The following is a 24,890-nucleotide window of genomic DNA, read 5'->3' on the forward strand; positions in this document are numbered from 1 at the left end:
CGTCCGATCATGCGCACCCTTCGATCCGTTTTGCGGAAGTTCGTTACTGCCGCGTTTTTGGCCGGCACGTTTGCAGCGGCGAACGTGCAAAGCGCGGAACTGCATGTAATGACCTCTGGCGGCTTCACGGCGGCCTATCAGTTGCTCGGCCCGCGCTTTGCCGCGGCAACCGGAAACACGCTCGAAACCGTCCAGGGCCCGTCGATGGGCAAGTCCGCCGCCGCCATACCGAATCGGCTTGCGCGCGGCGAGCCCGCCGACGTCGTGATCATGGTCGGCTATGCACTCGACGATCTGATCAAGCAGGGCAAGGTCATCCCCGGCTCGCGCGTGGAGCTCGCCGATTCGCGCATCGGCATGGTGGTACGCGCAGGTGCGCCGAAACCGGACATCGGTTCGCTCGACGCGTTGCGGCAAACCCTGTTGCAGGCGAGGTCGATTGCCTATTCAGACAGTGCAAGCGGCGTATATATCGAACGCGAGCTTTTCAAGAAACTGGGCATCGAAGACGACGTCAAGCCGAAGGCGAAGATGATCCCACGGATTCCGGTTGCATCGGTGGTCGCCACCGGTGACTACGAAGTCGGTTTTCAACAGGTCAGCGAGTTGCTGCCTGTGAACGGCGTCACCTTCGTCGGCACGATTCCCGAATCGGTGCAGTCCGTCACGCGCTTTGCCGCGGGCATCCCGGCCGCCGCATCGCATCCTCGGGAAGCCAGGCAGCTTCTCGACTATCTCGCGTCGCCCGACGCGCGGCCGGCGGTCGAATCGACAGGGCTACAGCCGGTCGGCGAACACTGAGCCGGTCTTCAGCCGGGCAGGGCCGTGCTGAGAGGTTCACGATTTCCGTTGCGCGGTTCGTTTCGTGGCGCCGCGTGCGGCGCGCGTGCGCTGCGTGTCGACGACCATGCGGTAGAACTCTTGTGCCGCAGGTGTCATCTGGCGGCCGCGCCGGTGTACGAGACCGACGCGCCGCGTGACGACCGGGTCGACGAGCGGTACGCTCGTCAGCAACGGATGCTCTGACTGCGGCATCGCCATCGACGGCACGGCAGCGACGCCGAGCCCGGCTTCGACGAGCCCAAGCGCCGTCGTTACGTGGCGCGTCTCGCAGACGCTCGGTGCGCGCGGTGCGACGGCCGCGAGCGCCTGGTCGAGCAGCAGGCGGTTTCCGGACGTCTTGTCGACCGATACATACTCGTGTTCGTAGAACTCGCTCCACGAAACGCGCTTCTTGCCCGCGAGCGGATGATCGCGCCGGCACGCCACGACAAAGCGATCTTGCAGGAGCAGCTTGAATTCGACGTCAGCGTCCTGACTGCCGACGAAACCGACGCCGAAATCGGCTTCGCCATTCTTGACCGCGTTCAACACTTCGTTCGAGCTTGCATCGAAGAGCTTGACGCGGATACGTGGATAGCGGCTGCGATATTGCGCAATGACAGCCGGCAGAAAATAGTGCGCAGCCGACGGCACGCACGCGATCGTCACATGCCCGAGTCGGCTCGAAGACACTTCGCGGATGCTGAGCAGCGCCGCATCGAGATCGTCCAGCAACTGCTCGGCGCTCGGCGCGAAGGCTTGGCCAACCGTCGTCAGATACACACGGCGCGTGGTGCGCTCGAACAGCCGGGCGCCAAGCGCTTCTTCGAGCTTGTCGATGCGTCGGCTCAGGGCCGGCTGCGAGATGTTGATCGATTCGGCGGCCTTGCGGAAGCTGCCCAGCTTGACCACCGCGGTGAAGGCCTGCAGATCGTTGAGATCCAAGTGGATGGCCACCGTACGCGCTCACTGTGTCGAAAACGCCATTGTGCATGAGGCGGGCCGCCTTCGCCCCTGGGACGATCGCGCTCAGCCAGACTTGTCTAGGGCCGCCGGCCGATGAACGGATACGTTCGCGCGGCCGTTCGCAGGCGATCACAGTGCGGCGAGCACCCTATCCAGCTCCGTCAACAGGCGGTCGGCATCGTGCGCGCCAAAGACCAGCGGCGGTCGGATCTTCAGCACGCTCGCGTCGGGCCCCGTCGCGGAGATCAGCACGCGTCGCTGACGCAAGCCGTTGACGACCTTGAGCGCGGTCGCGATGTCGGTGTCTTTCTTCGCGCGATCACGCACTATCTCGACGCCGAAATACAGACCCGCGCCGCGTACATCGCCGATGCACTCGTATTTCCGCGCCAATGCGTTCAACCCCTCGAGCACGATGGCCCCGACGCGTTGCGCGTTCTCCGGCACGCGTTCGTCGCGCAACACGTCGAGCGTGGCCTGCGCGGCAGCGATCGCCACCGAATTGCCGCCGAAAGTATTGAAGTAGCGCATGTCCTGGCCGAAACCCGCGACGGCCTCGCGGCGCACCACGAGCCCCGCCACCGGATAGCCGTTGCCCATCGGTTTGCCTAGTGTGACGATGTCAGGCACGACCGAGTGGCGCTCATGCCCCCACATATGTGTGCCGCTGCGTCCAAAGCCCGACTGCACCTCGTCCGCGATGAACAGGCCGCCGGCGCGGCGGACCACCTCGGCCACCGGCGCGAGCACATCGGTCGGCTGGGCGAATACGCCATCCGACGAAAAGAACGAATCGGCGATGAACGCGGCCAGGCCCCCGCCGTGACGTCGGATGTCCTCGATTTGCAGCGCGACTTGCTCGGCCATGCGCTGACCGATTTCGGACGGCGTCATGCGATAGGAGTCGGGGGCCGGCACCGTTCGCACGTAAGGGCCTAGCAGGGCCTTGCGACCGAGCGAAGGCGAGAAGCTCGAGGTCAGGTGCGAGTTGCCGTGATACGCCTCGCTCGTGACGATCACGCCTGTTTTGCCGGTGTAGTGCATCGCGATGCGCATGGCGAGGTCGTTGGCCTCCGAACCTGTGCAGGTGAACATCACCTGGCCTTCGCGCATCGATGTATTGAACGTCGCCAGCAGCGCCTCGGCATAGTCGAGGATCGGCTCCTGCATGTAGCGGGTGTGCGTGCAGAGCGTCGAGAGCTGCCGGGTAACGGCATCGACGATGCGCGGATTGGCGTGCCCGACGCAGACGACGTTGTTGTAGGCATCCAGATAGTCTTTGCCTTGATCGTCGTACAGATAGACTTTCTCGCCGCGCACGATTTTGACGGGCTCGGCGTAGAACAATCGATACGACGGACTGAGCAGCCGGAGGCGGCGCGCAATATGCCTTTGCGCGATGGGGTCGAGGTGGGCAATCGCCGACGGATCGAAGCCGTTCGGCATATCGCCGCGCAGTGCGTCGTGGAGTTTGCTCGTATCGGCGGCGTCGGTCGGGGTGGCCGGCTGCGACGTGGGAGTGGCATTCATAGGGCGGTCCGAATCGGTGAGTTGAGCAGTACGATGGAAGAACTAGAGCAAGGCATGGGAAACAGTCTCATGGTCGCGCTGCATGAACCAGCGCAGATGCTCCCAGCCGGGCCGAGTGAAACGCAGGATGTAGGCTTCGTTGTCCGGGAACAGTATTGCGCGCCATGAAGTGAGTAAGGCCCGCGCCGCGACGCGCGCCATGGCGAGGTGCGGGATCAGGCGCAATTCGTCGGTGCCCAGTTGCGCATGCGCGAGATAGCCGCGCAGGAGTTCGCGTGCTTGAACGAAGAGGTCGTGCGGGCCGTTCGCGTCGAAGTCGAGCGGAAACTGGTTCATCACCGCCGTGGCGACGTCGATGGCTACTGCGGTGTGTACGGTGTCGCCGAAGTCGATGATCCCGCTGACGAAGTTCGGGGCGCCGGGGTTGGCGACGATGTTCGAGCGGTTGAAGTTGTTGTGCACGACCTGAGCGGGACAGTGCCGCAGGGCCGGCTCGATCGCGGTGAAGCGCGCGAACGCCTCCTCGATGAGGGTGCGATGCGCGGGGTCGGTGATATGTGCTTGCAAGCCCGTCAGATTCGTCAAATGCTTTACGTCCCAGGCCAGTACCCGGTGCTCGTGCGGATGGCGAAAGCCGGCCATGGCCCGCTGCAGTTGCGCGAGCACCTCACCGATCGCGTAATGATCGACCGCGCTCGCGTGCAAGGTGTCCAGCGGCATGCCTTCGAGGTAGCTGTAGAGCCTCGCCGTGCGATCCGGCTCAGGCGGTGACGCCACAGGTGCGACGAATCGTCCGTCCTTGCTCGGCAGCACGCGCGGCACCGGCAAGTCCGGTGCGACGGCAGCGACGTGGCGCATCGCGGCGACCTGCAAGTCGAGCTCTTCGGCCGTTTCGCCTGGGTTCGAGACCTTCAGTACGTATCGCGCGCCGTCGCTGGCGTCGATGCGGAAGGTGTCGTCCTTCTCGGTCGAAAACCGCGTAGCCGTGCCATCGATGCCGTATATGCGGCGCGTGATCGCGATCGCATCGCACGTATTCAAGCGTGGAAAGCTGACCGAGAGGCCGCTGGCCAACAGGGTCTCGAGCGCCAGGTCGGACGTGGCGCATCGGCTTGCGAAAGGACTGGGCGTGAGCATGAGCAACGCGGCGTGAGAAGAGTGGGCGGCAGTAAAGCGGGATGTTTTCGACGCGCGGTCGGCCTTGGGGTAGACATCGAGGCAATCGTGCGATGCGATTCCTTGACCGCCGTCGAACATGGCGGTCAAGGGCGAAAATCGCTTACAGGCCAAGCTGTTCGGCCAATTCGATGATGGTCTTGACGGGCGTATAACCGTATTCCGGTGCTTCCGGTTCGTGGCCGCGCAGCACATGCGCCTTATGCACGATGCCGAGATCGTGCGCGGTCATCAGGTCGTAGCGCGGGCTCGAGGAGACGTGCAGGATCTCGTGAGGCTGCACGTCGAGCTTTTTGAACATATATTCGAAGCCTTGCATGCGCGGCTTATAGGCCTGGGCATCTTCGGCCGTGATGACGGCATGAAACGGCGCCCCGAGCTTCTCGATGTTGCTCATGATCTGCGAGTTGTCCGCGTTGCTCAGGCCGACCAGCTTGTATTTCTTCGCAAGCCGCGAGAGGCCTTCGGGGACATCCGGATGCGGCCCCCATGTCGGCACTGCCAGATAGAATTTTTCGGCCTCGCCTTCGATGTAGGGCACGCCGGTGCGTTCGCAGGTGCGGCGCACGGCGTTCAGGACGACCTGACGGTAGGGTTTCCAGGCCCCGAGCACTTCGTCGCGACGATAGGCGGCGAACAGCTTGACGAAACGTTCCAGCTCTTGCCCGTGGAGGCGGTTGCCATAGATCTCTCGCGCCGTTTCGGCCATGCGAAAGTTGACCAGGGTGCCGTAGCAATCGAACGTGATGAATTTCGGCTCGAAGTCGATCATGTCTTCAGTCTCGATGAGTGACGAATCCCAAGGGACTCTTGAACGAAGGGCTTGCCGCACACCACGTCGGGCAAGCACCGATGGAAAGGTCGGTAGATGAAATTTAAGCGGGGACGACTTCGCGACTACACCGAATTGAAGAGGCCAAAAAACGAGTTTCACCCGTTTTCGGGAGGATTCGCGGCAGTTCCTGCGGCAGGAAATGACACGCTGCAACATCGACGCAAAACAGCAAAATCGTCTTATCGTCGTTCGTGCTTGTAGGACTACTATTGATCCCGTGGCGCACGCGACGGCACTCGTATGGAGGCGGGGCGGGGATGAAAACGGATTGCACGCTTGACCGGCTGGACTTGCGCATTCTCAGCGAGCTGCAAATGCGCGGCCGCATGACCAACGTGGAACTGTCCGACGCCGTTGGACTGTCGCCCAGCCCGTGTCTGACGCGCGTCAAGCGGCTCGAGGCGGCGGGGTTCATCGCGGGCTACGGCGCGATATTGAAGATCGAGAAGCTCGGGGACGTCCAGATCGTGTTCGCCAAGATCACGCTCGCGGATCACCGCCGCGAAGACTTCGTGCGCTTCATCGACGCGATTCGCGGCATCGACGAGATCATGGAGTGCCATCACGCGACGGGCGGCTACGACTTTCTGCTGAAGTTCGTCACGCGCGACATCGCGCACTACCACAGCCTGATCGAGGGGCTGCTCGAGCGCGACATTGGGATCCACACGTACTTCAGCTACGTGATCATCGAATCGCCCATCGTCAAGAGGCGCTATCGTCTCGATGCCCTCCTTACGGCGAAGTGAGGCGGTCGTCGGCCATACGGTCGGGTGATCCGCTCATCCAACCTTGTCGAGCAGGCTGTACCATGCGACCCCCGCCGCAATATAAAAGCGCTGAAGCCCATGCAGCGGAATCGGAGTGATCGGCGATTGCGGATACGGAAACCGGTTGACGTTGCCGGCGAGCCGCGCCGCGATGTGCCGACCGAGACTGGTACAGAGCGCAATGCCGCGCCCATTGCACCCGAGCGCCATCGTCACGCCCGGCGCCGGCTCGTGGATATGCGGCATGAAATCCCGTGTAATGGCAATTCGCCCGGCCCAGCGATACTCGTAATCGAGCGGTCCCAACTGCGGGAACAGCAATTCGAGCGAGCGCTCGAGATGCGCAAAATCGCTCGGCCCGCGCGGCTCGGTAAAGAAACCGCGTCCACCCATCAACAAGCGGCCCGCCGCATCTTTACGGAAATACAGCAGCAGCCGCTGTGAGGTCGAGGCGGTCTCGCCGCGAGCGAGGATGGCTTGCGCATGCGCTGCGCTCAGCGGCCGCGTGGCGACGATGAAACTGTTGGCGCTCAGGACGGTCTGCGCCAAGCCCGGCCATAACGAGCCGGTGTAGCCGTTCGTGGCGATCACGACACGCTCGGCGCGCACTTCGTGGCCATCCAAAGTGGTCGCGATCCAGCGCGTGCCTTGCCGCTCCAGCTTGGCGACGGTCGTTCGCGCATGCACAGCGCCCCCGGCTTTTTGCACCGCACGCGCGAGCCCGCGTGCGTACGCCAATGGCTGAATGGCGCCTGCGCGGCCATCGAGCCAACCGCCCGCAAACGCTTCGGTGCCCACGCGCCGAGCCACGGCGGCCCGGTCGAGCAACTCGATGGGCACACCGCGCCGCCCCCATTGCCGCGCCCGCGCATGCATGGCCGGAACGCCTTTCTCCGAATAGGACAGTTGCAGCCAGCCCGCGCGTACGGGCTGACAGTCGATGGCATGCCGGTCGATCAGATCGAAGACGAGATCCGCCGAACGCGATATCGCATCGATCAACGGTTCGGCGCGCTCGGCACCCAACATGCGCACGAGATCGTCCGGGTCGTGCTTCAGTGTCGGGTTCACCTGTCCGCCATTGCGGCCCGACGCGCCCCAGCCGGGTTCATTGGCCTCCAGCACCGTCACTCCGACACCGCGTTCGGCCAGGTGCAACGCCGTGGAAAGGCCGGTATAACCGCCGCCGATGACGAGCACGTCCGTGGCCGTCGATTCGAGCAACGGGGGGCAGCCGGCGCTGCAGGGGCCGTGGCGGCCCACAGCGAAGGCGGCAGCGGCTCGCTCGTCTTTTCCGAGTCGGTGCGCGGTACGGTCATAGACCTGCATCCCCCGTTGCGACGTCAGCGGGCCGGTGCAGCACGCGGCGCAGGAAATCCTGCGTCCGCGGCTCGCGCGGCGCGCCCAGTACTTGTGCCGCGGTGCCCGCCTCGACGATGGTGCCGCTATGGAGGAAGCAGACGCGATCGGCCACCTCGCGCGCAAAGCCCATCTCATGCGTCACCACGATCATCGTCATGCCTTCGCTTGCGAGCCTGCGCATGACTTCGAGCACATCGCCCACGAGCTCGGGATCCAACGCGGAGGTGGGCTCGTCGAACAGCATGGCCTCGGGTTCCATCGCCAGCGCCCGCGCAATGGCGACGCGTTGTTGCTGACCGCCGGAGAGTTGATTGGGATAAGCCTGCGCCTTGGTGGCGAGTCCAACTTTGTCGAGCAGCGCCATCGCCTTCGCGCGCGCAGCGCCGGGCTGTTCGCGCTTCACATAGACGGGGCCTTCCATCACATTTGCGAGGACGGTGCGGTGGGGGAACAGGTTGAACCGCTGGAACACCATACCCATGCGGCTTCGCAGCGTATGAATCGTCTTGCTGGTCTGGTCTACGCGTTCGCCGAATGCCACGATCTCGCCGCCGTCGTACGACTCGAGCCCGTTGATGCACCGCAGGACCGTGGACTTGCCCGAGCCGGACGGGCCGATGAGACAGACCACTTCGCCCTTGTCGACCGCGAGGTTCACGCCGCGCAGCACATGGTGATCGCCGAAATGTTTGTGCAACCCGCGAATCTCGATCATGGTTTATTCCTGCCGGCGCCCATACGGCGCTCGAGCCTGCGCAGTCCATATACCAGCGGCAAACTCATCAACAGATACAGCAACGCGACGAGCGTATAAACGGTCATGTTCTGGAAAGTGGAGGAGGCGATCAGCTGCCCGGCGCGCGTCATTTCCGCCACCGTAATGGTGGAAACGAGCGACGAATCCTTGAGCATCATCACCAGCGTATTGCCATAGGGCGGCAACGCGATACGGAAGGCCTGCGGCAGGATCACGCGGCGCATGACGAGCGCGCCGCGCATACCGAGCGCTCGAGCGGCTTCGTGCTGGCCGGCGTCCACGGCCTCGATGCCGGCGCGGAAGTTTTCGGCCTGATAGGCGGAGTACGCGATCCCCAGCCCGATGACGCCGGCCTGAAACGCGCTCAGTTGAATCCCAATGTCAGGCAGTACGAAATAAATATAGAAGAGCTGGACGATGATCGGCAGCCCGCGGATGACATTGACGATGCTCGCGCCTATGGTCGACACGGCACGCACGGGCGAGAGCCGCATCAGTGCGAGGGCGAGTCCGATCACGCTGCTCAACACGAACGACAACACGGTCACTTGCACCGTGACCACCGCGCCCTTTAACAGAATCGGCAGGAACGCTATCGCTTGCTGGAGGAACGCCGCGGCACTCATGGCGAATCAGATGCCCCACTTCTGCACGATCGACGACAACGTGCCATCGCTCTTGATCTTGGCGATGGCCTTGTTGATACGACCGAGCAGCTCGCTATCGCCCTTGCGGACGACCAGGCAGACATCGCCCACATTGACGGGCTTGTAGCTCGACACGAGCTTGACGCCGTGCAGCGTGTTCTGGCGGATCTGGTAAGCGACGATGGGTTGATCGCCGAGGCCGGCCTTGATGCGCCCGAGCGCCAAGTCGCGCGTCATGTCGGCGATGGAGTCGTAGCTGCGCACTTCCTTGAAAATGCCTTTTTTGTTGAGCATGTCGAGGAACACAGTGCCGACTTGCGCACCCACTACTTCGCCCTTCAAGTCGTCTAGCGAGGTATAGGCCTTGTTGTCGTCGGCCTTGACGAGCAAGCCTTCTCCGTACGAATAGACCGGATCGGAAAAGTCCACCACCTGTGCGCGCGCCGGTGTCTTCAGCATGGCAGCCGAAATGATGTCGATCTTGTTGGACGTGAGCGAGGGAATGAGCGCGGAAAACACGGTTTGCTGCACGTTCACGTTGAAGCCGCCCGCCTTGCCGACGGCGGTGACGGTATCGACCATCATCCCTTGAATCGAATTGCTTTTGACGTCGAGGAAGGTGAACGGCACACCGGTCGCCGTGGCGCCGACGTTGTAGGTGGCTGAGCCGCCTTGCGCCCACGCAACGGCTGCGGTGCCGAGCAGGGCCAGCGCCAATGCGGCGCGACGCGAAAAAGAGACGAGAGACATCGGACACCTCCTTGCAGAAAAGCAGTTCGCCTGGTTAGGTCCGATCATCGATTGTAAAAAATCGATAAACCATAATGGAAAACCATATATCGACTCAGTCGAATCGATATGCGATTCTTTGTCCTTAGTAGAGCCGAACGAACATTTTCTTCAGACATGACTGCATCCGACGACGCGCCCAACCTGCTGTTCAATCAGTCTTTGGAAAAGGGGCTGGCCGTATTGAGCAGCTTCGACGCACAGCGCCGCACGATGACGATTGCCGAGGTGGCTGCCGCGGTGGGCATCAACAAGAGCTCGGCTCAGCGGATGATCTTCACGCTGGAGCAGCTTGGCTATCTGCGTAAGCATCCGCAAACGCGCCGCTACCAGCTCACTCCCGCAGTGATGAAGATCGGCTTCAATTATCTGGCCGCCGACACGCTCATCGACGTGGCGAATCCCTTCTTGGCCGAATTGACCAAGCTCACCACGGAAACATCGTGCTTGACCGAACCGGATCAAGGGGAGATGGTGTACGTCGCACGCTTCGTGAGCGCGCACTTCGTGCCGGTGCATATGCCGATCGGCAGCCGCATTCCGATGTATTGCACGGCATCGGGACGTGCCTATCTTTCCGCGCTGGCCGAGCCCGAAGCACGCTCGATCGTCGAGGCGTCGGACCGCATCGCGCATACGACCCATACCCGGACCGAAGTGGCCGACATCATGCAGGCGCTGCGCGAGGCACGCCAGCGAGGCTACGCTACGAATCGCGAAGAACTTTTCCTGGGCGACATGACCATCGCGGCGCCGATCGTCAGTGCCAACGGTCGCCCGCTAGGTGCTGTTCACCTCGTCGCACCGACGGGGCGGTGGAGCCTGGAGGAGATGGAAGCCAAACTCGGGCCGCCGCTGTTGCAATGCGCGCGGGCGATCAGTTCTTCAGTGCGGGCTTTGGGCTGAAAAAGACCTGATCGCCGCGCTGGGAGCGAGCACGATGAGCAGGCCGGGCCGCGGCGCTTGCGCGTCAGTCGTCGAGCGCCTTGCCGCCCGTTTCCTCGAACATCGATACGGCGATCAACGAAATCAGCACGCAGCCGATCATGTACCAGGCCGGCGCCATCTTGTTGCCCGTCGAACGAATCAGCCATGCGGCGACGAGTTGCGCCGTGCCGCCGAAAACCGAGACCGCGATCGCATAGGCGCTCGACATGTAACCCGCGCGCAGATGCTTCGGGAAGTTCTCGGGCATCAGCGCGTAGGCGGGCGCGGAGCCCATCGTGTAGCAGAGCATCAGCGCGATCAGCGCGGCCAGCACGACCGGCAGCGACGGAAAGTGCGTCATGACCCAGAACGCGGGATACAAGAGCACGATCAGCGCGATGCGGCCGATCTGTGTCAGCGGCTTGCGCTTGCCCATGCGATCGGACAATGCGCCATAGATCGGACACATCACGAGCGAGATGACGCTCGACGCGACGCCCGCCAGCATCGACATTTTCGGCGGCAGACCCAGATACTGGATGCAGTACGTCGGCATGTAATACATCATCACGTAGGTCGAGACGGACATGCCCATGATCGCGAAGATCGTCAAGAACCAGTTGCGCACGTAGAGGCCGCGCTTCGGATCGTCGCGGCTCGCCATGGCTTTCGCGGCGGGCGCTTCTTCGCGGATATGCCGGCGCAGATAGATGCCGACCGGCGCGATCAGCGTACCCATGAGAAACGGGATGCGCCAGCCCCAGTTGTGCATGGTTGCGTCGGAGAGCAGGAAGCCCAGACTCGCCGCGAGACCGGAGCCCAGCAGGGCCGCCGCGCCTTGGCTCGCCAACTGCCAGCTCGCGCGAAAACCGCGGCTGCGCGCGCCGCCCATTTCCAGCAAGGTCGCGGTAGCCGAGCCGAACTCGCCGCCCTGCGCGAAGCCCTGGACCAGCCGCGCGACGATGATCAGCAGCGGCGCTGCCACTCCGATCTGCGCGTACGTCGGCGCGATACCGATGGCAGCCGAACCCACCGCCATCAGCAGAATGGTCAACGTCAGCGCGGGCTTGCGGCCCGCCCGATCGGCGTACCGGCCGAGCACGAAGCCACCGAGCGGGCGCATCACGAAACCGACGGCGAATACCGCGAATGCGAGCAGCGACGACATGATCGGATCGCTCGATGGAAAGAACTGCTTGCCGATCGTCAGCGCGAAATAGCTGTAGACGGTGAAGTCGAAGAATTCGAGCAGATTGCCGATGACTGCCGCGAATACGATCTTGCGCTGCTGCGCGGGCGTCATTTGCGCATCGTTGCGTGCGCTTGCTTGGGAAACGGATTGCGCGGTGGTGTTCATGCCCGGTCCTTGCTCAGGAAGCGCTCGACGAGACGCGTCCAGAAGGCTGCGCCGATCGTGAGATTGTCATCGTTGAAGTCGTAGTGCGCGTTGTGCAGCATCGGGCGGCCTTCGCCGTTGCCGAGGCGGATGAAGCAGCCGGGGACTTTGTGCAGGTAGTAGGCGAAGTCTTCGCTGCCGGCGATGGCCGGAAACGGGAAAATCACGTGTTCCGGACCGACGAGTTCCTCCGCGATCCGGCGGGCGAATACCGTTTCGTTCTCGCTGTTGATCAGCACGGGGTAGCCGCGAATGAAGTCGATCTCGGCCGTCGCGCCGTAAGCCTGCGCCTGAGAGGCGATCAGCCCCCGGATCCGTTCCTCCAACGTTTCGCGCACCGTCGGCGAGAACGAGCGCACGCTCATTTCCAGCACGGCATCTTCGGGAATCACGTTCGGCGCATGGCCTGAGCGGAACGATCCGACTGTGATGACGGCGGCCTCGGTCGGATCGACGTTGCGCGACACGATCGATTGCAACGCCATGACGATGCTGCTGCCGACCACCACCGGGTCGATTGCGAGGTGCGGCCGAGCCGCGTGTCCCCCACGCCCGACGATGCGCACCTTGACCGTGTCGCACGCGGCCATCAGCGGGCCGGTGCGCAAACCGAACGTGCCCGCCGGCACGCCGGGATGATTGTGCAGACCGAAGATCGCTTCGCAAGGAAACCGCTCGAACAGTCCATCGGCAATCATGCGTTGCGCGCCGCTGTCGGAGCCGGCCTCTTCGGCCGGCTGAAAGATCAAGTGCACGGTGCCGTCGAAGTTGCGCGTCTTCGCAAGCTGCTGCGCGGCGCCGAGCAGCACCGTCGTATGACCGTCGTGACCGCAGGCGTGCATCTTGCCGTCGTGGATGCTTGCATAGGGCAGGCCAGTCAGTTCCTTAATCGGCAACGCATCCATGTCGGCGCGCACGCCCACGGTACGCGGGCTGCTTCCCGCACTCAGCGATGCCACGACGCCGTGTCCGCCGACATTGCGCGTCACGACGTAGCCCCACGCTTCGAGCTTTTCGGCGACAAGGCGCGACGTTGCCGCTTCCTCGTACGTCAGCTCGGGATGCCGGTGAATGTGATGGCGGATTTCGTCGAGTTGCGGTCTCGCATCGGCGAGGTCGGCCAGCTCACAGTATCGGGATGGTTGCGTTTCACGCATCGGTCGTTCTCCTCGCTCTTAGGCACCTGCACCCGGGCACGCCGGCACGCGACCCGCGTCGCTGTGCGCGTTCGGTCTTGTCGTGCCCCAGCCGGCATTATCCCAAGGCAATAAAAGCGATCCATGCGCTCAGACGTGCGAAACTGTTGCATTCGATGCAACGGAGGATCCTGCGATGGGCGCTCTCGAACCCGCCATCAGCGACCGGACGATGTCCTATCTCGAGGCGATCGATGTCCACGGGACAATGCGGGGGGCGGCGGAATCGCTGGACGTGAACGTATTGACGATCAGCCGGCAGATCGCTTCGATGCAGCGCGAGTTGCAGCTCGCCCTGGTATCGCGCAAGGGGCGCGCAGTGACGTTGACCGAAGCGGGGCATGCGGTAGTCGACTACTTTCGCGAATGCGAGCGTAATGCGCGCCGTTTCAGATCGCAGCTCGAGGAGTATCGGGAATTGCGCCGCGGCCGTCTGACGCTCGGCATCGCCGAAGGGTTCGTCAATGATTTCGTGGCGGGCGTGCTCAAGCGGTTCAACGCGCAATTCCCGCAGATCACGGTGGAACTATGCAGTCCGATCTTGCCCGACATGCTGCGCATGGTTCGGGACGACGAGGTCGATATCTGCTTGATGGCCGGAATAGAGAAGGACCCTTCGCTCGTGATGCGGCGGCTGCAAAGCGAACCGTTATGCGCGATCGTCTCTCCCACCCACCCGCTAGCCGGCCTCGGGACTGTCTCGCCCGCTCAACTGGTGGACGAAAACCTCGTTTTCATGCCGGATACCTTCGCCGTACAGCGGTACATCGATGCGATCTTCCACGATATCCGCCCGATGCTCGTACCTCGGTTCAAATGCGATCGGTTCGTGACCGCATTGACGATGGCCGCCGAGGGGCTGGCCATCGCGTTCATGACACGGCGGGCAGCCGCCAGACCGATCGCCAACGGCGAGGTCCGCGCGATTCCGATCGATCATCCGATCGCGCGTTCGTTGGACCGGTTCATCGTGATGCGCGCTGGTCGCCGTCTTCCTCCCGCCGGAAACTTTCTTTGGAAGGAAATCGTGCGTGTCATGTCGTCGGTCTGACCGGCTGAACGCGATTGGCCGTGCCAGCCGTGGCAGTACCGAATTGCGGTGCGTACTGCGGAGGCGTCCAGCGAAACGGCAGCACGCCGAGGCTGCGCCTCGTTTCTCTCACGTGAAAGCGGATGACTCGCTGCGCGCCCTCGAATTCGTTCAGCACCGCGCCTTCCCAAACGATCTCGGCTTCAGCCGCGATATAGAGCAAATCGCCGGATTCGAAGTCGGGAACGAGCAGTCCCGCGAGCGGCGAAGCTGTCAGATTGCCGATCGTGTTCAAAAGTCGATTGCCGGCATAGTCCGGAATGCAGAACGTCACGGGGCTCTCGACGCGAACGAAGCCCGGCATTCCGCCGCGATGCGAAACGTCCACGCCGCGCGCAGCGCCGGCGTTCGGTGATGTATGCGCCGACGCGATGAATAGCGTGTCGGCACGTTCGAGCAACGCGCGGTCCGCGTCCGAAAGTGCAGAGCCCTTCGTTTGAACGGCCGCTTGCCCCGGCGGTGAGTTGCCGATATCGATTCGTTCAGGTGTGCGAGCCTGGATGAATCGGGCGCAGTTTCCAAAGCTTTGACCGACGCTCACGGTCAACGCAACGTCTGCCAATGCGACAACGACGCCATTGATCCGATTGCGACGGCGCGTCGGCAGTTCGATGCCCAGGCCGCCGAAGAAGGCACCGGGGTACCACGCGCCGTCCAGCGGATCGCCGGGGAGGGTGGTTCCCGCCAGGCGAAGCGTCCGAGGATCCGGTGACGACACGAAGCCGGGGTGCCCGATTCGCATCGTCGCCCACGGTTGCCCGAACTGATCGATGCCACCGACGATCATGAAGGGCAACTGCTCGTAGAACTGACGGTGTTGGTCGGGCATATGATCGCGGATGCCGCGTCGGCCGGCAGCATCCGCTGCCTCGCGAACGCCGGCGCGGCTTTGAGCCGCGAGCTCACCTTCGTGAAACGGCGACCCGCCGCCGGATCCGCCTGGCGCCGCAGCGCTATCGATTGCAGTCATCGCTCGGCTCCAAGGTAATCACGAACGCTCGGGCGCCGCGTTCGCCAACAGCCCCGCCCGCGTCGTTGGCATCGGAACGAATCCTGGCAATGCCTCGATGCGGCGTAGCCAGGCGCGTAGATGCGGATACGGATCGAGCGACACGCCGCCTTCCGGCGCATGCGCGATATACGAATAGGCCGCGATGTCGGCGATCGTTCGGTGATCGCCAATTGCGAAGGGCTTCGACGCCATTTCGTTTTCGATGACATCGAATAGTTTGACGGCGACCGCTTTTGCGGCTTCCCAATCCAGCTTCGCGTCGAACACCGTGACCAGACGCGCGGCGCATGGCCCGTAGGCGAGCTGTCCCGCAGCCAGCGAAAGCCACCGTTGCACGGCCGCGGCGCCTTTCGGGTCGCTGGGGAGCCACGACTCGTCGCCGTAGGTCTTCGCGAGGTAGACGAGGATCGCGTTCGAATCGAACAGAACGAACTCGCCGTCCTCGATCACCGGCACTTGCCCAAAGGGGTTTTTTGCAAGAAATTCCGGGCGACGGTTTTCGCCGGCCGACATGTCGATCTCGATCGGGTCGTACGGCAAACCGAGTAGTTCGAGAAAGAGACGGACTCGGTGCCCATGGCCTGAAAGCCAGGTCGTGTAAAGCCGAATGGGCCGCTCGGGATGCGGTTGCGCAGAGGACATGTGAATTCACTCCATTTCGTATTGACGTCGGCTTCGACGGAATATGCCCAGCGTAACGCAGCCGACTTTTCCAGATAAGATGGATAATCACGGTTTCTCTGTCCACTTAAAGCGAACGTCGATGGCGAATCTTCGTGAAGTGAACTTGAACCGCCTCGTCGTCTTCGTGGCGGTAGTCAATGCCAAGTCGCTGACGGGGGCTGCGGCACGCCTGGGCATGGCAAAGACGATGGTCAGTACGCACGTTCAGCGGCTGGAGGCCGAGCTCGGCGTCAGTCTGTTGACGCGTACGACCCGCAGCCTGAACCTCACCGAGGCGGGCCGCCGCTTTTACGACGCCGCTCGCGACATCCTTCGCGCAACCGAGACGGCGATCGACGAGATCGCAAGCGACAACGCCGCATTACGAGGGACGTTGCGCGTCAGTGCGCCTGTCGACTATGGCGCGTTGGTGGTCGCGCCCGCTCTGGTCGCGCTGCGGCGCGCCCACCCGCAGCTCGGTATTCAACTGCTCAGCGATGACCGCTATGTCGATCTGGTTGCGGAGAACATCGATGTCGCCATTCGGCTCGGAAAGCTGGCGGATTCGAGTTACCGATCGATCCGGGTCGGCAGTTATGTATGCTGGCCCGTTGCCTCGCCGGAATTCGTGGCGGAGCACGGCCCGGTACGAAAACCCGAGGATCTCGCAGGATTGCCGTTGATCGCGGCGTCGGCGCTGAGGCGGCCATTGACGTTCGACCTCGTCAATAGCCACGGCGTGAAAAAGCATATCCGCTGCCGAAGTGCGATCGCCGCCAATACGGCACCGGCCTGCCGAGCCGCAACGTTGGCGGGTGGCGGTTTCGCGGTGCTGACGGATTTCTCGATCGGGGCCGACATCAACGCGGGCAGGCTCGTGCGGCTGTTGCCGGGTTGGCAGACGCCGACGGCCGACATTCGCGCGGTTTTTCCGCCTTCGGACCGCATCTCCGCGAAAGCGCTCGCGCTCGGGCAGATGCTGAGACAAGCGAACGATCTGTAACCGTCAGGGCTTCGCGGTGCGCCGTGGCCGCTTGCGCTTGACGGTGTGTTCCTGTTCCTGGCCGTTGCCGTCATTCAGTCCTTCCGCCGTCGTGGGCAGGTTATGGGCATCCAGCCATGACGGACGTTCGGCATACATTTCCTCGATCAATTGTTTGACGAGAACGAGGTATTTCGAGTTGTCGTTGACGCGGTGATTGAAAATGACGGGCGAGGTTGCGCGATCGCTGTCCAACAGCCGGTAATGCACGTCGCGGCGCATTTGTCGCGCCGACGAGGGAATCACGCAAATACCGAATTCAGCTGCGACGAGCCCCAGCGCGGTCTGGATTTCGCGCACCTCCAGCACTTCCCCAAGCTGGACGCCGTGACCGTTCAGCGTGCTCAATACCTGGTCCGCAAAGCTCGGGCGCGGCTCTTTCGGATAGACGATCAGCTTTTGTCCATCGAGTTCCGTGGGGGGCAGCGGCATCGACGTGTGCGCCATGGGTGAGCCCATCGGTAGCGCCACCGCCAGACGCTCCTCGCGCAGCACGATGCCCGTCACGTTCGGATCGCTGTGGCGCACGCGACCGAAGCCGATATCAATGCGGCCTTCCTTCAACGCCTGGATCTGCTGGACCGACATCAGTTCGACCACCTGTATGTCGAGCTCGGGTGCGTGTTCGCGCAGCTTGCGCATCAGGGTGGGCAACCCGCCGTAAAGTGTGGAGGCGACAAAGCCGATCGACAAAACGCTGCGCTGATTGAGACCCACACGTCTTGTCGCGGCCTGCATCTGCTCGACACGTCCCAGCACCTGCATCGCTTGCTCGTAGAACAGACGGCCGGCCTCGGTCATCTGCACCGGGCGGCTATGGCGAATCAACAGTGAAACGCCCAGCTCTTCCTCGAGCAATTGAATTTGCCGGCTCAATGGAGGCTGCGCGATATGCAGTTGTTCCGAGGCACGCGTGAAATTGCGCTCGCGCGCAACGGCAATGAAATAACGGAGCTGGCGCAGGTCCATGGTGCAGCCTCAAAGTCGGTCCAACTTGTCCATACCGATCGGGTATGTTGCGCCGCAATACACAGAATTAAATAGCCCGCAGCGCATGTTCCATATCTTAAAGGTATCGAACTCGATAAAAAAGGTGTTGGACGCTGGCGAGAGGCGGGGCGTATAAAACGACTCCATGAACTCCACTCGCACCGCATCCGCCATGTCTGTTCCGACGATCCAACGCATCGAAACCCGCCTTGTCGATCTGCCGACGATTCGCCCCCACAAGCTCTCGGTTGCCACGATGTATGGGCAGACGCTGATGCTCGTCAAGCTCTATTGCAGCGATGACGTGGTGGGCATCGGGGAGGGGACGACCATTGCCGGAATGGCCTATGGCCCCGAAAGCCCGGAGTCGATGAAACTGGCCATCGATGCTTATCTGGCGCCCGCGATGATCGGGAAGGACGCGACCCGCATCGAGGCGCTGATGGCGTATCTCGGCAAGCTCGTCAAAGGCAACCATTTCGCCAAAAGCGCGCTCGAAACGGCGCTGCTCGACGCGCATGGCAAACGTCTCGGTGTATCCGTGGGCGATTTGCTCGGCGGACGTCGGCGCGATCGCCTGCCGATCGCATGGACGCTGGCATCGGGCGACACCGCGCGCGACATCGACGAAGCGCACAAGATGCTGGACATGCGTCGGCACAGGGTCTTCAAACTGAAGATCGGTGCGCAGGCGATCGACGCTGACATCGAGCACGTCGCCGAAATCAAGCGGGCACTGGGCGAGCGCGCCGCGGTACGCGTCGACGTCAATATGGCCTGGAGCGAAACGCAAGCGGCGCGCGCCATTCCTGCACTTGCCGACGCCGGTTGCGAACTCGTCGAACAGCCGGTGTCTTCCGCCGCTGCGCTGGCGCGTCTCACGCGCCGGTTCCCCGTCGCACTGATGGCCGACGAAATCGTCCAGGGGCCGAAAAGCGCGTTCGATATTGCCAAACACGATGGCGCGGATGTGTTCGCCATCAAGATCGAGCAATGCGGTGGGCTCTTCGCGGCACAGCGCGTGGCCGCGATCGCCGATGCCGCGGGCATCGAGCTTTATGGCGGCACGATGCTCGAAGGTGCGTTCAGCACGATCGCATCGGCCCATCTCTTCGCGAGCTTCGACAATCTGCAGTGGGGAACCGAGCTGTTCGGACCGCTGTTGCTGACCGAAGAGATCCTGCGGCAACCGCTCGATTACAGCGACTACGAACTGACCGTGCCCACCGGTCCGGGCCTCGGCATCGAATTGGACGAAGCCGCGATTCAGCGCTTCACGCGCGACGGGTTGATGAAAGTCACGAAATCATCCTGACACCACACATCTGGCAAGAGGACGTTGAACATGCTTTTTCATGTACGAATGGACGTGAGTCTGCCCGTCGATATGCCGGCCGATGTGGCCGGCGAACTCAAAGCCCGCGAGAAGGCGTATTCGCAGACGTTGCAATCGAGCGGTAAATGGCGGCACATCTGGCGCCTCGCCGGCGAGTACGCGAACTACAGCGTTTTCGATGTCGAGAGCAACGCCGAGCTGCACGACATCCTGATCGGCCTGCCGCTTTTCCCCTACATGAAGATTTGCGTGACACCGTTGTGCCGGCATCCGTCGTCGATTCGCGACGGCGACGCTTGACGTTTTTTTCAAGGGCGGGCGCGTGCGAAACCGGGCTTACCCGAAACCTATCTGGATGGAGACAACCGTCATGACCACCAAAGTGTTCGATACGAAGGAAGTACAGGACTTGCTGCGAGCCGCGGCCAACGTGGACGGCAAGAACGGCGATGCCCGTTTCAAGCAAATCTTCCAGCGCCTGCTCAGCGATTTGTTCAAGGCCATCGACGACCTCGATATCACGCCCGACGAAGTGTGGGCCGGCGTCAACTATCTGAACAAGCTCGGGCAGGACGGCGAAGCGGCGTTGCTCGCCGCGGGCATCGGCCTCGAGAAGTATCTCGACATCCGCATGGACGCGGCGGACAAGGCGGTGGGCATCGCGGGCGGCACACCCCGTACGATCGAGGGCCCGCTTTATGTTGCGGGTGCTCCGGTGCGCGATGGCGTTGCCCGAATCGACATCGATCCCGATTCGGGCGCGGGCCCGCTCGTCATCCGAGGCACGGTCAGCGGCGCCGACGGCAAGCCGGTGGCAGGTGCGTTGGTCGAATGCTGGCACGCCAACTCGAAGGGCTTTTACTCTCACTTCGACCCGACCGGCGAGCAAAGCGAGTTCAACCTGCGCGGCGCGGTCAGAACGGGCGCCGACGGCAAGTACGAAATCCGCACGCTGATGCCGGTGGGCTACGGCTGTCCGCCGCACGGTGCGACGCAGCAGTTGTTGAATGCGTTGGCACGGCACGGTAACCGTCCGGCCCATGTGCACTTTTTCGTGACCTCGGAGCACTGCCGCAAATTGACGACGCAGTTCAACATCGAGGGCGACCCGCTGATCTGGGACGACTTCGCCTATGCCACGCGCGAGGAGTTGATTCCTCACGTCGTCGAAAGAACAGGCGGGCTCGCGTTGGGGCTGAAGGCCGACCCATACAAGGAAATCGAGTTCGATTTCGTGCTCACCCCGCTGGTGAGCGGCAAGGACAATCAGATCGTCCAACGCCCGCGGGCCGCGGCCACGGCGTGAACGCAGGGAGAGCCAATATGTCCGCCATCGTCGATACCGCCAACGAACTCGATTGCCTGCTGTCCACCGCCGTACAGGACGACAAGCAGGCCGGCATTTTCCGCTGCCGCCGCGATATCTTCACCCACGCCGGTTTGTTCGAACTGGAGATGAAGCATATCTTCGAAAACAACTGGGTCTATCTGGCTCATGAAAGCCAGATCCCGAACAGCAACGATTACTACACCACCTGGATGGGCCGACAGCCCATCGTCATCACACGCGACAAGAATGGCGAGCTGAACGCAGTCATCAACGCGTGCGCACACAAGGGTGCAATGCTGTGCCGGCGCAAGCACGGCAACAAGGGCAGCTTTACCTGTCCGTTTCACGGTTGGACTTTCTCGAACACAGGCAAGCTGCTGAAGGTGAAGGATGAGAAGACCACGCAATATCCGCCGCAGTTCAACACCGCAGGATCCCACGACCTGAAAAAGGTGGCGCGGCTCGAGAGCTATCGCGGTTTTCTGTTCGGCAGCCTCAACGCGGACGTTCAGCCACTCGCGGATTACCTCGGAGCGGCCACGGTCATCATCGATCAGATCGTCGATCAGGCGCCGAACGGTTTGGAGGTCTTGCGCGGCAATTCGTCCTACATCTACGAAGGCAACTGGAAGATGCAGATGGAGAACGGTTGCGACGGCTATCACGTCAGCACCGTGCACTGGAATTACGCGGCGACGATGGGGCGGCGCAAGGAGGGTGGCACGCAGGCCGTCGATGCAAACAGCTGGTGCAAATCCATTGCAGGTGTGTACGGGTTCGACCATGGCCATATTCTGCTGTGGACCAGAACGATGAATCCGGAGGTACGCCCCGTCTATCGGCACCGCGACGAGATCAAGGCGCGCGTCGGCGAAGCGAAGGCCGAGTTCATCGTCAATCAGACGAGAAATCTCTGCCTGTATCCGAACGTTTTCCTGATGGATCAGTTCAGTACGCAGATCCGTGTGGTCCGGCCAATCAGCGTGGACAAGACCGAGGTCACGATCTTCTGCTTCGCACCGAAGGGCGAGGACTCGACCGATCGCGCAACGCGCATTCGCCAGTACGAGGATTTCTTCAACGTCACCGGCATGGGCACCGCCGACGATCTCGAAGAGTTTCGTGCCTGCCAGACAGCTTATGCGGGTACAACTGCGAAATGGAACGACCTTTCGCGCGGCGCGCCGTTGTGGGTGGAAGGCCCCGACGAAAACGCGAAGAAGATGGGATTGATGCCGCGTATCTCGGGCGAGCGCAGCGAAGACGAGGGGCTCTTTGTCTGTCAGCACGAATACTGGGTGCGGGTCATGCGCGATGCATCGAACAAGGAACGAGAGGAGGCATCGGTATGAGCTTCGACTACCGTACCGTCTGCGACGTGCTTTACCGCGAGGCGCGCTTGCTCGACGACCGCCAGTGGGACGAGTGGCTCGCTTGCTATACCGGCGACGTGACCTACTGGATGCCGGCATGGGACGATGACGATCAGATCACGGACGACCCCGAGCGTCAGATTTCGTTGATGTATTACGGGAACCGCGGCGGTCTGGAAGACCGCGTGTTCCGCATCAAGACCGAGCGCAGCGGTGCGTCGACACCCGAACCGCGGACCAGCCATTACGTTGCCAACGTGGAAGTGCTGGCCGAGCGCGGCGATGAATTGGACGTGCGCTACAACTTTCACACGCTCAGCCATCGCTATAAGGTCACCGATCAGTTCTTCGGCACGATGTTCGTCACGTTGAGACAGGTCGACGGGCAACTGTTGATCTCGTCCAAGAAGATCGTATTGAAGAACGACTATATCCGTCAGGTGCTCGACGTCTATCACGTCTGAGATTCAGAGCCTGGCGAACAACATGGGAGTGAAGGAGGTTCCATGTCAAGCTATAACATTGCGCTTAACTTCGAAGACGGCGTAACGCGCTTCATCGAATGCAAGGCCGGCGAGAAAGTCCTCGATGCCGCCTTTCGCGCGAAGATCAATCTGCCGATGGACTGCGCGGACGGGGTATGCGGCACCTGTAAATGCCGCGCTGAAAGCGGCCGTTACGACCTCGGTGACGACTACATCGAAGACGCGTTGAGCGAGGACGAAAAGCGCAATGGGCTCGTGCTGGCTTGCCAGATGGTGCCCGAGAGCGATTGTGTGATCGCGGTGCCCGCGTCTTCCTCGGGATGCAAGACCGAGCAGAGCCGGTTCACCGCGACCGTGGCGAAGGTCGAGCCTCACAACGATGCCGCGGTCGTACTGGAACTCGATGCGGGCGTGAGCGCGCCAGTGTTTCTCCCGGGGCAGTACGTCAATATCGACGTGCCGGGTAGTGGGCAGAACCGTTCCTATTCATTCTCGTCGGCTCCGGGCCAATCGACGATCAGCTTTTTGATCAAAAAGATTCCCGGTGGAGTGATGAGCACGTGGCTCGAATCCGCACGGGCGGGCGACAGACTGGATCTGATCGGGCCGTTCGGCAGCTTTTATCTGCGGGAGCCGCAGCGGCCGCTGCTCTTCCTTGCCGGCGGCACGGGCCTCGCACCGTTTCTCTCGATGCTGGAGGTGCTGGCGCGCGGCGATTCACAGCGCAAGGTACATATGGTCTACGGGGTCACGCGGGATCTCGATCTGGTGAAGGTGGACGCGATCGAGGCGTACACGGCAAGACTGCCGCATTTCAGCTATGCGACCGTGGTGGCCGATGCGGTGTCGAGCCATCCGCGCAAGGGATGGGTGACGCAACACATTCCGGCCGACGCGCTCAACGGCGGCGACGTCGACGTCTATCTATGCGGGCCGCCGCCGATGGTCGACGCGGTACGCAAGCACTTCGACGATAACGGCGTGAGGCCCAGCAGCTTCCATTACGAGAAGTTCACGCCCAACGCGAGCGCGAGGGCAGTATGACCATGCAGCGATTCGCAGGCAAAGTGGTGGTCGTGACGGGCGCGGCGCAGGGTATCGGTCGGGGTGTCGCGCTGCGTGTGGCTGCCGAAGGCGGCAAAGTCGTCCTGGTCGATCGCGCCGATTTCGTTGCGGAAGTCGCTGCGCAAGCGCCCGAGGCGAGCGCGGCCGGCTTCGTCGCGGATCTGGAGACCTACGAGGGCGCTCGAGCGGCGATGGCGTTTGCGGCGCAACGGTTCGGCGGGATCGACGTGCTCGTCAACGGTGTGGGCGGGGCCATCCGCATGCGTCCGTTTGCGCAGTTCGAGCCGGCGCAGATCGATGCGGAAATCCGTCGTTCGTTGATGCCCACACTGTACGCGTGCCATGCAGTGTTGCCGCATCTGCTTCGGCGCGGTCGAGGCACCATCGTCAACGTTTCGTCGAATGCGACGCGTGGCATTCGACGCGTGCCGTATTCGGCCGCGAAGGGCGGCGTCAATGCGCTGACTCAGTCACTGGCAATGGAATATGCGGAGCACGACATACGGGTGGTGGCGACGGCGCCCGGCGGGACCGAGGCACCCGCGCGGCGCGTCGCCCGCAATCCGGAAGGCGATAGTGCGCAGGAACGCATCTGGATGAGCGAGGCCGTGCGGCAGGTCAACGAATCCACGTTTCTCAAGCGCTACGGCACGATAGAAGAACAGGTCGCGCCGATTCTGTTTCTGGCTTCGGATGAGGCCAGCTATATCACCGGCACCGTTTTGCCCGTTGCCGGCGGCGATACCGGTTGAGCGGCGGCCGGCGGCAGCGGCGCTTATCGGTGGTTCCTGTAGTACTCCCGATTGTAGTACTGGCGGTTGTAGTACTGCCTGTTGTAGTACTGACGGTTGTAAAGCTGGTTGTTATAACGCTGGTTCTCGTATTGCCGGTCGTAGTACTGGCGGTTGTAGTAATCCCGGTCGGCATCCTCGCGGCTGCGAACCTGGTCCGCGGTAACGGCGTTCGTGTACCAGTCGACGGGCTGCATACCGGCAGCGGAGACGGGCTGCGCCGGTGCGAGCGAAGCCGACGTTGCAAGGAGCGCGACCAAGGCAGCTTTGGGAAGCACGTGGGGCATGGGCTCGTGGATGTTGCCGTCGAGTGAGATGAAGCTCCATGATCGCGCGGCAGCGAATGGGCCGGATGCACCAATGCGAAGTCATGGTTCGTCGTGCGACGCACGAACCCGCAATCGACCAGGCCCTGAATGCGACGATTTTGCCTCGCCGAGGGCTTCGCCCACGATAACCAAAGTGTTATCGATATCCAAAGAAATATTGACTGTCGGGTTTGGTGCGTCCGCCCGTATTCTCGCCACACATTGGTGCATG

24 protein-coding genes and 2 pseudogenes are annotated in these 24,890 nt (G+C 62.4%); 12 read left to right on the top strand and 14 right to left on the bottom strand.

Annotated elements, in window-relative coordinates; all coding sequences use genetic code 11:
• Window positions 1-9: 9 nt before the first annotated feature.
• Window positions 10-801: a substrate-binding domain-containing protein gene (locus ACR9ZC_RS15425; protein WP_481580972.1), complete on the top strand. Its 792-nt coding sequence runs from the start codon at window positions 10-12 to the stop codon at window positions 799-801.
• 36 nt (window positions 802-837) lie between these two features.
• Here the strand turns inward: ACR9ZC_RS15425 and ACR9ZC_RS15430 are convergent, their stop codons facing one another.
• The 4 genes from ACR9ZC_RS15430 to ACR9ZC_RS15445 all read right to left on the bottom strand — a co-directional run bounded on the left by ACR9ZC_RS15430 (window position 838) and on the right by ACR9ZC_RS15445 (window position 5,266).
• Window positions 838-1,779 (bottom strand): LysR family transcriptional regulator, encoded by a 942-nt coding sequence (locus ACR9ZC_RS15430; protein ID WP_481580973.1) that lies wholly within the window; start codon window positions 1,777-1,779, stop codon window positions 838-840.
• Window positions 1,780-1,917: 138 nt separating this feature from the next.
• A complete protein-coding gene (locus tag ACR9ZC_RS15435) occupies window positions 1,918-3,234 on the bottom strand; it encodes an aspartate aminotransferase family protein (RefSeq protein ID WP_481582679.1) in 1,317 nt (438 codons plus the stop codon).
• Between the two features lie 126 nt (window positions 3,235-3,360).
• The gene (locus tag ACR9ZC_RS15440) at window positions 3,361-4,575 is read right to left on the bottom strand and encodes a phosphotransferase (protein WP_481582680.1); all 1,215 of its coding nucleotides are present in this window, start codon (window positions 4,573-4,575) and stop codon (window positions 3,361-3,363) included.
• Between the two features lie 22 nt (window positions 4,576-4,597).
• A complete protein-coding gene (locus ACR9ZC_RS15445) occupies window positions 4,598-5,266 on the bottom strand; it encodes a haloacid dehalogenase type II (protein ID WP_481580974.1) in 669 nt (222 codons plus the stop codon).
• A 320-nt stretch (window positions 5,267-5,586) separates the two neighbouring features.
• Between ACR9ZC_RS15445 and ACR9ZC_RS15450 the strand changes: the two genes are divergently transcribed.
• Window positions 5,587-6,078, top strand: a complete 492-nt coding sequence (locus ACR9ZC_RS15450; protein ID WP_481580975.1) for an Lrp/AsnC family transcriptional regulator — start codon at window positions 5,587-5,589, stop codon at window positions 6,076-6,078.
• Window positions 6,079-6,111: 33 nt separating this feature from the next.
• On the opposite strand, the pseudogene ACR9ZC_RS15455 reads toward ACR9ZC_RS15450, so the two are convergent.
• The 4 genes and pseudogenes from ACR9ZC_RS15455 to ACR9ZC_RS15470 form a co-directional block, all read right to left on the bottom strand.
• Window positions 6,112-7,418 (bottom strand): annotated as a pseudogene (locus ACR9ZC_RS15455) (NAD(P)/FAD-dependent oxidoreductase).
• The gene (locus ACR9ZC_RS15460; protein ID WP_481580976.1) at window positions 7,415-8,176 is read right to left on the bottom strand and encodes an amino acid ABC transporter ATP-binding protein; all 762 of its coding nucleotides are present in this window, start codon (window positions 8,174-8,176) and stop codon (window positions 7,415-7,417) included. The pseudogene ACR9ZC_RS15455 and the gene ACR9ZC_RS15460 overlap by 4 nt, the downstream one beginning before the upstream one ends.
• Window positions 8,173-8,844: an ectoine/hydroxyectoine ABC transporter permease subunit EhuD gene (ehuD, locus tag ACR9ZC_RS15465; protein WP_481580977.1), complete on the bottom strand. Its 672-nt coding sequence runs from the start codon at window positions 8,842-8,844 to the stop codon at window positions 8,173-8,175. Before ehuD ends, ACR9ZC_RS15460 begins: the two co-directional genes overlap by 4 nt.
• A gap of 6 nt (window positions 8,845-8,850) precedes the next feature.
• Window positions 8,851-9,615 (bottom strand): ABC transporter substrate-binding protein, encoded by a 765-nt coding sequence (locus tag ACR9ZC_RS15470; RefSeq protein WP_481580978.1) that lies wholly within the window; start codon window positions 9,613-9,615, stop codon window positions 8,851-8,853.
• 156 nt (window positions 9,616-9,771) lie between these two features.
• Between ACR9ZC_RS15470 and ACR9ZC_RS15475 the strand changes: the two genes are divergently transcribed.
• The gene (locus tag ACR9ZC_RS15475; protein WP_481580979.1) at window positions 9,772-10,560 is read left to right on the top strand and encodes an IclR family transcriptional regulator; all 789 of its coding nucleotides are present in this window, start codon (window positions 9,772-9,774) and stop codon (window positions 10,558-10,560) included.
• Between the two features lie 64 nt (window positions 10,561-10,624).
• Here the strand turns inward: ACR9ZC_RS15475 and ACR9ZC_RS15480 are convergent, their stop codons facing one another.
• Both ACR9ZC_RS15480 and ACR9ZC_RS15485 read right to left on the bottom strand, forming a co-directional pair.
• Entirely contained in the window at window positions 10,625-11,938 is a 1,314-nt protein-coding gene (locus tag ACR9ZC_RS15480; protein ID WP_481580980.1) for an MFS transporter, read from the bottom strand.
• Window positions 11,935-13,134, bottom strand: coding sequence for a M20 aminoacylase family protein (locus ACR9ZC_RS15485; protein ID WP_481580981.1), 1,200 nt, complete (start codon window positions 13,132-13,134; stop codon window positions 11,935-11,937). Before ACR9ZC_RS15485 ends, ACR9ZC_RS15480 begins: the two co-directional genes overlap by 4 nt.
• Window positions 13,135-13,309: 175 nt before the next feature.
• Between ACR9ZC_RS15485 and ACR9ZC_RS15490 the strand changes: the two genes are divergently transcribed.
• A complete protein-coding gene (locus ACR9ZC_RS15490) occupies window positions 13,310-14,224 on the top strand; it encodes a LysR family transcriptional regulator (protein WP_481580982.1) in 915 nt (304 codons plus the stop codon).
• 16 nt (window positions 14,225-14,240) lie between these two features.
• Here the strand turns inward: ACR9ZC_RS15490 and ACR9ZC_RS15495 are convergent.
• Both ACR9ZC_RS15495 and ACR9ZC_RS15500 read right to left on the bottom strand, forming a co-directional pair.
• Window positions 14,241-15,233, bottom strand: a pseudogene (locus ACR9ZC_RS15495) (pyridoxamine 5'-phosphate oxidase family protein); the annotation flags it as partial.
• Between the two features lie 18 nt (window positions 15,234-15,251).
• Window positions 15,252-15,917, bottom strand: coding sequence for a glutathione S-transferase family protein (locus ACR9ZC_RS15500; protein WP_481580983.1), 666 nt, complete (start codon window positions 15,915-15,917; stop codon window positions 15,252-15,254).
• A 121-nt stretch (window positions 15,918-16,038) separates the two neighbouring features.
• Between ACR9ZC_RS15500 and ACR9ZC_RS15505 the strand changes: the two genes are divergently transcribed.
• Entirely contained in the window at window positions 16,039-16,941 is a 903-nt protein-coding gene (locus tag ACR9ZC_RS15505; protein WP_481580984.1) for a LysR family transcriptional regulator, read from the top strand.
• Window positions 16,942-16,944: 3 nt separating this feature from the next.
• On the opposite strand, the gene ACR9ZC_RS15510 is transcribed toward ACR9ZC_RS15505, so the two are convergent.
• Window positions 16,945-17,949, bottom strand: coding sequence for a LysR substrate-binding domain-containing protein (locus tag ACR9ZC_RS15510; protein ID WP_481580985.1), 1,005 nt, complete (start codon window positions 17,947-17,949; stop codon window positions 16,945-16,947).
• 193 nt (window positions 17,950-18,142) lie between these two features.
• Here ACR9ZC_RS15510 and ACR9ZC_RS15515 point away from each other — a divergent pair, with 193 nt between their 5' ends.
• The 7 genes from ACR9ZC_RS15515 to benD all read left to right on the top strand — a co-directional run bounded on the left by ACR9ZC_RS15515 (window position 18,143) and on the right by benD (window position 24,311).
• The gene (locus ACR9ZC_RS15515; protein WP_481580986.1) at window positions 18,143-19,285 is read left to right on the top strand and encodes a muconate/chloromuconate family cycloisomerase; all 1,143 of its coding nucleotides are present in this window, start codon (window positions 18,143-18,145) and stop codon (window positions 19,283-19,285) included.
• Window positions 19,286-19,315: 30 nt separating this feature from the next.
• Window positions 19,316-19,606: a muconolactone Delta-isomerase gene (catC, locus tag ACR9ZC_RS15520; protein ID WP_331574290.1), complete on the top strand. Its 291-nt coding sequence runs from the start codon at window positions 19,316-19,318 to the stop codon at window positions 19,604-19,606.
• Window positions 19,607-19,676: 70 nt separating this feature from the next.
• Entirely contained in the window at window positions 19,677-20,612 is a 936-nt protein-coding gene (gene catA / locus ACR9ZC_RS15525; RefSeq protein ID WP_481580987.1) for a catechol 1,2-dioxygenase, read from the top strand.
• A 17-nt stretch (window positions 20,613-20,629) separates the two neighbouring features.
• Window positions 20,630-21,988, top strand: coding sequence for a Rieske 2Fe-2S domain-containing protein (locus ACR9ZC_RS15530; RefSeq protein ID WP_481580988.1), 1,359 nt, complete (start codon window positions 20,630-20,632; stop codon window positions 21,986-21,988).
• Window positions 21,985-22,473, top strand: a complete 489-nt coding sequence (benB, locus tag ACR9ZC_RS15535) for a benzoate 1,2-dioxygenase small subunit (protein ID WP_481580989.1) — start codon at window positions 21,985-21,987, stop codon at window positions 22,471-22,473. Before ACR9ZC_RS15530 ends, benB begins: the two co-directional genes overlap by 4 nt.
• 42 nt (window positions 22,474-22,515) lie before the next feature.
• The gene (gene benC, locus ACR9ZC_RS15540; protein ID WP_481580990.1) at window positions 22,516-23,538 is read left to right on the top strand and encodes a benzoate 1,2-dioxygenase electron transfer component BenC; all 1,023 of its coding nucleotides are present in this window, start codon (window positions 22,516-22,518) and stop codon (window positions 23,536-23,538) included.
• Entirely contained in the window at window positions 23,535-24,311 is a 777-nt protein-coding gene (gene benD / locus ACR9ZC_RS15545; protein WP_331574280.1) for a benzoate diol dehydrogenase BenD, read from the top strand. The genes benC and benD overlap by 4 nt, the downstream gene beginning before the upstream one ends.
• A 23-nt stretch (window positions 24,312-24,334) precedes the next feature.
• Here benD and ACR9ZC_RS15550 read toward each other — a convergent pair whose 3' ends face one another.
• The gene (locus tag ACR9ZC_RS15550; protein ID WP_440561512.1) at window positions 24,335-24,637 is read right to left on the bottom strand and encodes a hypothetical protein; all 303 of its coding nucleotides are present in this window, start codon (window positions 24,635-24,637) and stop codon (window positions 24,335-24,337) included.
• Between the last annotated feature and the right edge of the window lie 253 nt (window positions 24,638-24,890).

The organism is Trinickia sp. HAY1-2D (genome assembly GCF_056754935.1).